Below are 12,091 nucleotides of genomic sequence, written 5' to 3'. Positions count from 1 at the left end.
AATAAAAAGTAATTATTATTGATTAGTTACTATTTATTTTTGAAGTAGCACTCATCTATCAGCTTCTCTGGCGTGTCTAATGGAAAGCGGAGCATGACCTAAGAAAAAGCTGATAGCTAATTAATGATTATGTACAGACAGATATTTGAATAAGGAGCTATAAACCAGCAGCAAGAATAATGGTGATGACAGTGAGGGAGCAGGAAAGAAACCGAAATATAGCAATGTGCGCTGGCTTGCTTTACAAATTTCAGGAGGTGTCCAATAGCTAAAAGTTTTATATAATAAGCTTTTTATCCCCCCTACTGCCTATTGCAAAGCTGCCAAATGAGCTGCGCACAGCGCTATACATCCTCTTATGAGTAAAGATATAGGGGATAGTATTGTATGCCCTAAAATTTACTCATAATTTTCAAAAAAAACTAAAAACGAAGAGTTTTCTAATTACTTTTAATTCATTAACTCAGAAAAAATATTAGAAACAGCTTGACTAAGCTTACCAGGAGCACTCAAATCATCTACAATTCGTGAAATATAAATGTCTAAACTTTGTTCACAATCATCCCAGATCAAAGACTGTTCTTTTGATGCAGGTTTTTCTAACAGTTCTCTGACTACATTATATAACAATTTAGTTCCAGGTGACAAGTGTTTTTCAACATCATAATCACCAAAAACTATGTGGTTTTTTTGCTCCACTGCCTGGACAGCAAAAATCAAAGCGATCGCTAAATACTGTCGGAATAAATTAATCGAAGTTCGTGCCAAATTAGCCGATCCAAACCCTTGACTATTAATATTTTGATTAAACTGTTCCGCATGAGTAGGAAAACGGTCAGTCAGAGAATTCCCATAAAAAGTCAACAACGGCATAATTGAATTGCCAGCAATTTGCAAACCCTTCAATCCCATATTCACTTTTCGTTGAGTATTGCCCACCAAAGAAGCAGGTAATCCACCATTAAACTCAGGAGTAACTAACAGAGCAATTTGAACATCTAGATGTTTAGCAATTAACCCAATAAAATAGCGCAATCGGTCCATTCCGACTCCCACATATTGACCCAGAAAATTACCGCCGTGATAGCTACTTTGGTGTTTTACATCAATTAAGGGATTATCAGTCACAGAATTAATTTCTATCTCTATCTGACCAGCAATATCCCGCAAACCATCCACCACAGGACCTAAATACTGGGGTAAACAGCGCATAGAATAACGGTCTTGAATCAAATCGCAACCATCAAAGTGATTGTCACCATTCAACTCATCACAACTCAAATAAGACCCAGACAACAAATTCACCATTTGCTCTGCTACCCAAACTTGACCGGGGTGAGGTTTCAATCCATGGATAAATGGATGAAATGACTGATTTGTACCGCCCAGTGCTTGTATCATTAATGCGTGAATTGCAATAGCTACAGCAAATAATGAATGAGCATCATTTACACAATTGGCAGCAATGCCAGTCATCACAGAAGTACCATTAACCATTGCTAACCCTTCCTTAGCACGCAAGGACAAGGTTGGTAATTTGAGTAGGTTAAGAGCTTCAATAGCTGACATTTCTGTGCCTTTGAAATCTACAGTAAATGCTGGATCTAAACCTAGTAATGCTCCAGTAATATGTGCTAGAGGGACTAGATCCCCACTCGCACCAATGGAACCTAAATCATAAACATGAGGGGTAACTCCTTCATTGAGGAATATCGCCATACGTTCGATTAATTCGTAGCGAATACCAGAAGCACCTTTTGTATGGGAGTTCATCCGCAACAGCATAGCAGCACGAACATCTGCAATGGGGAGTCGATTTCCAGCTCCCGTTTTGAGAAACCAAATTAGGTTTTCTTGCAAAGCAGCGGCATCTTCACAGGAAATAGCTGTATTACCCATGCCACCAAATCCTGTAGTGACTCCGTAAATTGATTTTCCGGTTTCTATGGCATTGGTAATATAGTTGCAAGAGTCTTGGATACCTTGGCAGATATCTTGACGTTTTGTTAGTGTAACTGGCGCTCCTGATGTTGCTACCTTTGCAACCTGTTTGAGAGTGAGATTATGCTCGCCAACAACTATTGGGTTTGATTTTTGAGCAGATGGGGATTTTCCGATGAAGAAATTGTTGTCTAGACTAGGTGCAGTTTTGAGTTTGAGACTCTGATTGTAGAGAGATGAAGAACTTTTATTCCCTGTAGATTTTTGAAGGGATTGGTTGTTCAGGAATTTATTTCTCAATTGTTTTTTCTCCTTTTGAGTGATTAAAATCACAAGTTTACATGACTAATATCACCAACAAGACAGAAAGAATCTATTACAATGAGTAGTAGATGTCTATAAATAATCCATGTTGAATGAAGTGGCTAAGTTAAGTAAAACTGAACCACAAACTAACTCTAGAATTGCTATCAAAAACAGCAATTCGATATTTAAATAGCGAAAGGCATCAATTAGTCTGCGATCGAGTAATCAATAGAAGATATTGTCAGTTTTCTCTATTGGTTTCTCTCAGCAGACTTTTATTTATTGAGTTGTACAAAGAGTTAAAACGAAAACAGGCGCATCTAGGAATTATTGATTAGCAGAGTTCATTCTTGAAGAGGTATTTACACACTACCTAACTTAAATGAAGTTTTACTGATGAAAGTGGACTTTAGATGGGGATGATAATCTTTTGGTTCTAATTCATGAGTTAAGTAACTTAATCATAGTATAACTCATTAAACCTAACTTAATCTCAGCTAATATTTATATATAATTTTAGCTAAATTAATAGTATCACAAAGATAACTCAAAATTAACTCATTCAAACTTAATTTTGATTATGTTCTTTCTTTCCATCTAAGTCAGTATCTTAACGGATATACTAATTTTATGAATCAGTACAATAATAATCGTAACTAACTGATTCAAACCCAATTTTGAGTATGTTTTTTATTTCCATCTAAAGTAGGTACTTTAACGGATATACTCATTTGATGAATCGGTACAATAATAATTTAACAATCTTTATATTAAGTTGTCAATAGATATTCTCATAACCTGCAAAATTTTTATTTTAAGTAGACTACAAAATAATTCTTTTTGCGCCTGGGGGCAAGAAGTAGGGAGCAGAAAGTAGAAAAATAAAAATGCTTTAGCAACTATAGTCTATTTATGTGAGAAACACTATAAATTCCGCACATCTATTATTAAGTTGCCAGCTACTTACACCTTTGTTTATCATCGTTTATTGGCCTTATGTAAAAATCAAATCAGAAGAAACTAATTAATACATAAATACTTGATTTCTTCGTCTAATTGACGTTCGCTACTCCCCCGATTTTAAGCTAGTTTGAACTCTTTTAATATCATGTCGGTTAATTAGTGGCGATCAAAAAAAGTTGTGCTTAGATCCGTCCTTGATACCCCCTAAAAAGGGGGTAGGGGGGATATAAATTCCGTCATCGAAGATCGATAATCAAGCTTCTTGCTTTTTGCCTCTTCCGATCGCTTTTCTATTTTGCCTACTTTACCCAGAATTTTGTACCTCCGAGAAGTTGCAAACTGCTACCCAGTAAAATTACTGAATATCATATCCAAATAAATTCGGGTCAACTTCTGCCAAATTCAAATCATCTAGACCATACTCCGCCCAACGTCTATCTACCATTGCAGCGACATCAACATCAGACTCCAAAGCTGCACCCCACTCATGGTCAGTTTCAGGAGGGATTTTTGTAGTCGCATCTATTCCCATACGACCACCCAAACCAATTTTCTCGCTAGCAAAATCTAAGCTATCAAAAGGTGTATTCGGCAAAATAAAAACATCTCTAGAAGGATCGACTTTAGAGCTAATTGCCCAGACTACTTGACGAGGGTCGCGAATATTAATCTTATCGTCTACCACAATAACAAACTTTGTATAGGTAAACTGTGGCAAAGCACTCCAAAAAGCTAATGCTGCTCTTCGTGCCTGACCTGGATATGCTTTCTTAATAGAAATAACAGCAGCTTTGTAACTCAGAGCTTCCATGGGGAGGAAAAAATCAACAATTTCTGAAACTTGCTGTCGGAGAATAGGGGTATATATCCGATTAAGAGCGATCGCCATCATTGCTTCTTCTTTCGGCGGTCTCCCACTAAAAGTGGTCAAATAAATTGGGTCTTTGCGGTGAGTCATACAGTGAAATCTAACCACCGGAGAATCTTCCAACCCACCATAATAACCCATGTGGTCGCCAAAGGGGCCGTCTGGTAACATTTCCCCTGGAGTAATAGTACCCTCAAGGACAAATTCTGAATCTGCGGGTATTTCCAAATCTAGAGTTTTGCACTTATTTAACTTCACACCAGAGCCACCATAAAGCCCTGCGAATAGCCATTCTGACAAGTCTACTGGAATTGGAGTAGCAGCAGCCATAATAATTAATGGGTCTACTCCCAGAGCGATCGCTATCTCCAATTTCTTACCATTTTCTGCTGCTTTTCGCAAATGTCGCGCCCCACCACGGACAGATAACCAATGTACTGTCATAGTATTACGCGACTGTAATTGCAACCGATATACCCCTACATTTGGTGTACCTGTTTCACAATCTTTTGTAATAACCAAACCCAGAGTAATAATTTTACCCGCATCTCCAGGATAGGGACGTATCATGGGAATTTGATTTAAGTCGAGAGCGTCTCCCTCAACAACTACTTGTTGACAAGGAGGGAAAAAGTCGCGCCCTGGTTTTGCTTTGACAACATCAAACAAAACTTTGCCAAATTCTACTGCTTGGGAAATCTTTTTTGGTGGTTTGGGTTGTTGGAGCATCCCCAGTTTTTTGCCCAAGGTTTCCAATTCTTGGGGTTTTTCCATATTCATTGCCCAGCAGACTCTTTCTTCTGTACCCAACAAGTTTATTGCTATAGGATAGTCAGACCCTTTGACATTTTCAAACAGGAGACCAGGGCCACCCTTTTGCAGCATCCGATTACAAATTTCTGCTATTTCTAGGTCAGGGTCAACTAAAGCTTTGATTCGGCATAGTTGTCCTCGGTCTTCTAAAATTTTCAGGAATCCTCTTAAGTCGCGGGCCATAATTTTATTAACTTTTGTTAAACAAGCTAAGGTTATGATATCAGGGGAGGTGAGGCTATAGGGAGAGTTAGAGTATTTTTCCATCTTTGTTTCTGTATAGCTCCCTAAATCGTTAGGTTTGGGAATCTCCCGTTATAATCGCAAGATTTAATGGGAGAGGATGTCAAGAAATCAGCAACTCCATTCTGATGATTCACATAAAATTTGAAATCAAATACTTTTGACTCTTGACTTTTGACTTTTGACTTTAAGGAGAGGATGTCAAGAAATCAGCAACCCTATTCTGATGATTCACATAAAATTTGAAATTAAATACTTTTAACTTTTGACTTTTGACTTAGAAATGAAATGTCCCACTTGTGGTTCCACATCTTTACGCAAAAATGGTCGTCCTAACAATCGTCAACGCTATCGCTGCAAAGATTGTGGTCGGCAGTTTATGGCAGAGTTACCTACATCAGAAATGGGGCAGGAAATTTTTGTTAATCAATCTGAGCCAAAAACTTTGACTGAAGTACCCGAAGCTGGAATTGCAATTTTATTATTAGATGTTGAAAATCTAAAAATTGATGTTAATACAGAGAAGTTTTTAGCTAGTATTTCTGAATATTCTTTACAAGTTAAGATGGCTTTTGCTAATTGGAAAAACTCTAGTTTGAGCAAATATGATGCAGAACTTTTTGAGCGTGGATATCAACTTATTCATGTTCCTGAAGCTAAAAATAGTGCTGATGCTCAAATGATGTCTATGGGGGCAGCTATTGGTAGGCAATATTCTGATGCTAAAGCTGTTTTTGTTTGTTCTTCAGATTGGTTATTGACTCATCTTTGTAATAGTTTACAAAATCAAGGTTTGATTGTTTATCGGGTGAGAAGACAACCAGATAATATTTTGAGTATAGAAAATCGAAATACTTTGGAGGTGAGGCATTATTCCCTGAAAATGGCAACAGAAATTCCACGATTAGAAGAGTTTGTGGAGCAAATTCAAGAGTTGTTGCAAGTGGAAAATGAGTCAATTAGTCGGCGCAGCTCTGAGTTATCTACTATTGCTAGTTTATTAGAAAAACGATGTAAAATTTCTCTAATTCGAGAGTCTAAACAAAATTTATCACAGGTAGTTTCTGAAGATGCGGAGATTTTAGCAGCTAAAAATATTGCTACAGAATTAGTTGAAAATGAGGAAAATATTCAGTCAGAAATGGTTGATTTACCTGAGATTAATTCTGAAGTAGAGTTGGAGCAAGAATTGATGAAAATTATCTCTGAACTTCCAGTTAAGAAGAATCAAGTTTTTGTGAACTTAAAATTAGTTAATGAAAAATTTGTGGAAATATTTGGGAAGAATATGGAGCAGATTTTAGAGGATTTAGATATTGATAGTAACCGGCATAAATTTTTTAAATCATCTCCTAGATTTAGAGTGAAAAAAAATTCAAAATCTAAAGAATATCAAGTGGCGATCGCCGAAAATGTACCGACTTTAAATTCACAGATAATTAGCTCTCCAGAAGAATTGGAAAAAGCCTTAGTCAATATTATTGAAATTTTAGCTGCTCATGCTCCTCTTGGTTACATTTGCATTTCTATTATTGGTACAGAATTTCAAAAACAATATAGTCATTCTATTGCTACAATCCTGAAACAGTTAAAATTAAGTGGTAAATTTCTCGACTTTTTAAAGTCTTCTAATGCCTTTAATTTGAAAAAAGTTGGTAATAAATATCAAGTGGCGATCGCTAATCAAGAGTAGGGGAGTATAGCGCTCCGCGCAAGGTAAAAGTCAAAAGTCAAAAGTTAAATATTATAGCACTACGCGCTAGGGAATAGTGAACAGGGAACAGCATACTATCAAAGGATTTTTTCTGCGAAAACGCTCCGCGAACAGGATTTATAAATGTCTTCACCTTAATGCCTAGCCCTATAAAAGTAATCTCTGATATTATGTCCGCTGGTATCGTTTGTGTAAACCCAAGAGTAAATATCTACAAGAAATTAGGGAGTAGGGACGTTGCATGCAAAGTCCTTACAGAGATAGGGGGAAATAATTGATGATTTCTGCACGATAATTGATTTTATTTTTGATGAACGCCAGATATCTATTTAACGATTGGCAATCGTAGTGCATACCTAATAGCAGTCTCAGAAATATGAAAACTAACAGGACTTACACTGTAACTCAACTTGTATGGTGTCTTACATGACACTCTATACAGCGGCTAAATAACACCGGAATTTTGGGTAAGTCCAGAGTAGTATAAATGATAGGTTCTAATTTGGCAAAAATTTTTATGTCCAAAACCATAGTGATTTCACGAATAGAAGCAGAAACTCAGGAAATAGATCCTCTAACATTGCTCAGTTTTCGAGAAGGTTTAACCAGAGATTCCTTAGCTTTAATATTAGGAGTGGCTAGAGATACAATAGACAAATGGGCAGCACAAAGACGGCAACCATCTCGGCCTATTCGTCGTCTTGCTGCCGAAATTTTGGCACGTTGGCAACGCGATCGCATTACGGAGCGAAAAATGTAAATCACTTTTAGGTTTTTGTCCCACACACTCGATAATTATCAGGTTAAGGTAGATACAGGTGAACAAAAAACACCAAAAAAAATCAAAGTTATCAATCATCTTTGATGACAAAACACTACTTTTTTTGAGGACAAATAATGCTAGTTTCAACTTTTGAACTACTCTTAAAAACTATCACTCCTACTGCAGGAAATATTCCTAATTCTGACCGTCAAGTTCTCCAAGGTTACTTTTTAACCATTGCTAATCCTAGTAACACTAACTTGAGGCTTCGACTCCAATTTACAGCGACAACACCTAACTTAAATGTAGCTGATACTATTACTATTCGCGACTTAGCTGGTGTTAACGTATTTGGCAATTTAACTCCCACCCCAGACCCCCGAAAATTCACTATTGATGTAGGAATAGCTCCCCACGATACAGGATTAGTGATTTTACAGCCAGATATTACTACTCTCGATCCAACGGTAGATACAGTCGAAATTCGTGGATTTGTAGAAATATTTTTGCGTTTTCCTAGTAGTGAGAAAATTAATGTGCTACTAACTCCCGAACACCGAGGCACATTTATCAGTGAAAACATACCTATTGCTTCTGATTTTGACCAATTGGTTTATGCCTTACCAACTGCTACTGGAAGTAGTTTATTTAAACTTGGACCACTGGTATCAGATAAAAATATTAAAGAAATAAAACCAGAAATAAAAGAAATTAAAGAAGCCAAAGAATTCGAAAAAAATCCCAAAGAAAATATCGAAACAGTTACCCCTAACCAAGCAAATGAAGTACAACAAACACTAGCTTTAATGGCTCAAAGTATCGATAACATCGGACAACGTCTAGCAACACAAGAAGCTTTCATATCTTCTGAAGAGCGTCCTGCTGTTGGTGAAACTGCTGTTAACAACGGATAAAAAGGAGTAGAGTAGTGCTTGTTGTTATTGCTAGTAAATATGACAAGTCTGCTCGGTCTTTTGTTGAACATTCGGCAACTGATGGTGTAATGCTACTCACCCCTGAAGATTTATCAGTGGTTGGGTGGCGACACCATCTGGGAAATACCAAAAATTCCACGGCGGTAGTGGGAGGAAAAGTTATAGAAGTTGCACAAATAACAGGTGTGTTAACTCGCCTCCCTGTAGTTTTTCCAGAGGAACTTTTTCATATTGTTCCCAAAGACCGCTCTTATGTAGCTGCTGAAATGACAGCATTTTTGGTTTCCTGGCTAAATACACTAAAATGCCCAATGCTCAACAGGCCGACACCCACTTGTCTACTTGGACCGAATTGGCGATCGCCCCAATGGATTTATGCTGCTGCCCAAGTAGGGATGTCTATACGTCCTCTGCATCAACATATTGCTCTAGGGAAGGAAAATTTGCCAGAGGTAATTCCAGAAAATTCGGCAACCGTAACTGTTATTGGAAAACGTTGCATTGGTGAAGTTGATGCTATCTTAGCAAATCAGGCCAGATGTCTTGCTGATGCTGCTGGAGTAGAGTTGTTAACTGTTCAATTTAGTCAAGCTGATGCTGAAGCAGAATTTATTGATGCTAATTTGTGGACAGATATTTCTCAACCAGCGATCGCTACTGCCATTCTGGAGTATTTTATCGCAGAAGGCAGAAGGAAAAACCTTGTGTTGTCTTACTTTTAACTTTTTTAGGACTTACGCATGAACGCTATTAGTAGTAGAATGACACGCCTAAAAATGTAGGTTGGGTAGAAGGAAGTGACACCCAACAAAGCCTGATTATGGTTGGGTTAACCTACGTCAACCCAACCTACGCTTATAGCACTTCAGCTAGAAGTACTGATAACTGATAACTGATAACTGAAATGGCCGCTTTTTTAACGAGGAAAAAAAATGTTAATTCTGTTGTGGGGATTACCCGGAGATTCACCTTTAGCAGCAGTACAAAAAGAATTACAAAATTTAGGTATACCTCATGTACTGCTCAACCAACGAGAAATTCTTGAAACCGAAGTTAAGCTTTCTGTAGGGGAAGAAATTACAGGAGAAATCTGCACTCCTACTCACAAAATAGACTTGAGTGCAGTCACAGGAGTTTATTTGCGTCCCCACAACTCTTACAAACTTCCAGAAATCATGGAAGCAGGGCCTGACAGTTATGCTTGGCAACACGTGACTGCAGTAGACAATGCTTTATTGTCATGGGTAGAAATGACTTCTGCCTTAATTTTGAATCGCCCTTCAGCAATGGCAGCGAATAATTCTAAACCGTATCAGTTACAGCAGATTTGTAAATTTGGGTTTCAAGTACCTGACACTTTAGTTACTACCACTCCAAATGCGGTACATGAGTTTTGGCAAGACCATGGCAGTGTCATTTACAAATCTGTTAGTAGTACTCGCAGTAAGGTTTCTCAGTTACGACCAAAACACGCCGAACGTTTAGATAATGTTGCTTCTTGCCCAACTCAATTTCAGCAATATATACCCGGTAGAGATTATCGGGTTCATGTGGTGGGTGAAGATGTATTTGCCTGTGCTATTAATTCTGCTGCAGATGATTATCGTTACGCGGGAGTTGCCAATGCTCCTGAAATTTTTAATTATCGTTTACCAAAAGATATAGAAAATAAATGTAGACTAATGGCGACAGAAATGGAATTATCTTTAGCTGGGATAGATTTGCGAGAAACCCCAGAGGGCGAGTGGTACTGTTTTGAGGTTAATCCTTCCCCTGGATTTACATATTATCAACAAGAAACAAATCAACCTATTAGTAATGCTATAGCTAGATTATTGGCATCTTTATAAAGTCAAAATTCAAAAGTCAAAAGTCAAAAGTAAGATTTTATAGAACTACAAATAAAAGTCAAATTTAAAAGTTAAGAGTTAAAAGTAAGATTTTATAGAGCTACAAATAAAAGTCAAAATTTAAAAGTCAAAAGTTAAAAGTAAGATTTTATAAGCTTAAGACTTTAACTATACAGTAATAGTTATACAGCATATTCCCCTTTAATGAGGTAAATTCGTCGCGGGCAAGATGCCCGCACTACAAACATTTAATTGTTAATCTTTGTACTTCATATACTAGGAATTCGCTGTAAGTTATAAGTTATAAGTCAAAATTAAAACCTCTATAATTCCTTGTTTCTCATAACTACTCTTACCCGTTACAAAAACAACTTCTGAATTCTAAATTCTTCCCTGTTCCCTGTTCCCTGTTCCCTGTTCCCTATTCCCTATTCCCTAGCGCATAGCGCTATAAAATTATGAATTTAAAATTCACACCACTTTCTTTCAGTTGGGTAGCACTTCATCCTCAACCTCGTGGAGTTATCCAATTTATCGGCGGAGCTTTTTTTGGCAGTTTCCCAACGATTTTTTATCGCTATTTCTTAAGTCAAATGTATGCTGAAGGATACAGCATTATTGCTTTACCTTTCCGCTTTAGTTTCCAACACTGGCCTATTGCTATTAGTTTATTAAAAGAACAAAGTGTTTTAGCAAAAGCCATGCCAGAACTTGCGGAAAAATTGGGTTATAAAAATAATATCTATACTGACCCCTCAAAATATTTTTGGGTTGGTCATAGTTTAGGCTGTAAATATATTGTGCTGCTAGAATTCCTGAGTGAAAATGGATGGCAAGACAAACTCAGAAAATATGCTGATGCTCGCGAGGTAGAAAAAGTAGAAAGAATTTTTAATCAAATTCATCCTAGTATAACTACTATTTTAAATCAGCATTCTTTGTTAATCGCTCCAGATATTAGTGACACGAATAGCGCTATACCTATCCCTGCTTTAGCAAAATTAATAGACAGAATTGGTTTAGGGGTAAAACCCAATCGAAAACAAACTCAATCTTTGATTAAAGATAGCGATTTATTTCAGTTAATTTCTATGATTTCTTTTACTAAAGATACTGTCGCAGGGAGTATCACAGATCGAGAAAAAAGTAAAGAAATTCAAGATAAAAGTGATGTACTTTGGTTAATAGATACGTTTAAAAATAGAGGATTATTACATCAAGAAATACAGGGAAAACATTTAGAACCAGTGGGAATAAAAGTAGGCAACTATATTGTTGATTTGAATCCTTTTGATAAATTTATTCAGCCAATCTCTCACAGATGTTTAGAACAAGTAGCTTTATATTTATTGGTTGAAGAAGGAAAAAGGAAAGATCTGGCGTTTTCTAAGTTTTAAGCTTTTGATATGCTCTAACATTCCTTGTTTCTTCTTCTTTCTTCCCTCCTGATTCCTAACTCCTAAGTAATTAAGATTAACACCATACCCTAATTTACCGAAAAATCGTGGGTATGGGCCTCCCCTTTTAAGGGGATAAAAAGCGGTCGAGGGATGGCTCCGAAACCTGCGCCATATCCAATCGACCAAGACAGCGGTCGCTCTTCGGAGCGCACCCGTTGGGTGGGATGGCTCCGAAACCTGCGCCATATCCAATCGACCAAGACAGCGGTCGATCGCGACAGCGGAACGGAGTTCT

Annotated in this window: 9 protein-coding genes; 7 read left to right on the top strand and 2 right to left on the bottom strand. The window is 37.2% G+C overall.

Features of this window, described 5'->3' with window-relative positions; translation table 11 throughout:
• Positions 1 to 450 precede the first annotated feature (450 nt).
• Positions 451 to 2,241 (bottom strand): HAL/PAL/TAL family ammonia-lyase, encoded by a 1,791-nt coding sequence (locus AC3DU7_RS12015; RefSeq protein ID WP_488039582.1) that lies wholly within the window; start codon positions 2,239 to 2,241, stop codon positions 451 to 453.
• 164 nt (positions 2,242 to 2,405) lie between these two features.
• On the opposite strand from AC3DU7_RS12015, the gene AC3DU7_RS12010 reads away from it, so the two are divergent.
• Positions 2,406 to 2,585: a hypothetical protein gene (locus AC3DU7_RS12010; RefSeq protein ID WP_488039581.1), complete on the top strand. Its 180-nt coding sequence runs from the start codon at positions 2,406 to 2,408 to the stop codon at positions 2,583 to 2,585.
• A gap of 980 nt (positions 2,586 to 3,565) precedes the next feature.
• Here AC3DU7_RS12010 and AC3DU7_RS12005 read toward each other — a convergent pair.
• Positions 3,566 to 5,074 carry a UbiD family decarboxylase gene (locus tag AC3DU7_RS12005; RefSeq protein WP_488039583.1) on the bottom strand — a complete coding sequence of 503 codons (1,509 nt, stop codon included), beginning with the start codon at positions 5,072 to 5,074 and terminating at the stop codon, positions 3,566 to 3,568.
• 343 nt (positions 5,075 to 5,417) lie between these two features.
• On the opposite strand from AC3DU7_RS12005, the gene AC3DU7_RS12000 reads away from it, so the two are divergent.
• The 6 genes from AC3DU7_RS12000 to AC3DU7_RS11975 all read left to right on the top strand — a co-directional run bounded on the left by AC3DU7_RS12000 (position 5,418) and on the right by AC3DU7_RS11975 (position 11,793).
• Positions 5,418 to 6,827, top strand: coding sequence for an IS1/IS1595 family N-terminal zinc-binding domain-containing protein (locus tag AC3DU7_RS12000; RefSeq protein WP_488039580.1), 1,410 nt, complete (start codon positions 5,418 to 5,420; stop codon positions 6,825 to 6,827).
• 538 nt (positions 6,828 to 7,365) lie between these two features.
• Positions 7,366 to 7,608: a helix-turn-helix domain-containing protein gene (locus tag AC3DU7_RS11995; protein WP_488039579.1), complete on the top strand. Its 243-nt coding sequence runs from the start codon at positions 7,366 to 7,368 to the stop codon at positions 7,606 to 7,608.
• 137 nt (positions 7,609 to 7,745) lie between these two features.
• Positions 7,746 to 8,525: a hypothetical protein gene (locus AC3DU7_RS11990; protein ID WP_488039578.1), complete on the top strand. Its 780-nt coding sequence runs from the start codon at positions 7,746 to 7,748 to the stop codon at positions 8,523 to 8,525.
• Positions 8,526 to 8,539: 14 nt separating this feature from the next.
• Entirely contained in the window at positions 8,540 to 9,268 is a 729-nt protein-coding gene (locus AC3DU7_RS11985; protein ID WP_488039577.1) for a hypothetical protein, read from the top strand.
• 210 nt (positions 9,269 to 9,478) lie between these two features.
• Entirely contained in the window at positions 9,479 to 10,396 is a 918-nt protein-coding gene (locus AC3DU7_RS11980) for an ATP-grasp domain-containing protein (RefSeq protein WP_488039576.1), read from the top strand.
• Positions 10,397 to 10,854: 458 nt separating this feature from the next.
• A complete protein-coding gene (locus tag AC3DU7_RS11975) occupies positions 10,855 to 11,793 on the top strand; it encodes a DUF1350 family protein (RefSeq protein ID WP_488039575.1) in 939 nt (312 codons plus the stop codon).
• Positions 11,794 to 12,091 lie beyond the last annotated feature (298 nt).

The sequence above is a fragment of the Okeania sp. genome, from assembly GCF_983059655.1.
The sequence above is the reverse complement of the archived record's forward strand: the minus strand, read 5'-3'. Positions and strand labels throughout refer to the sequence as shown.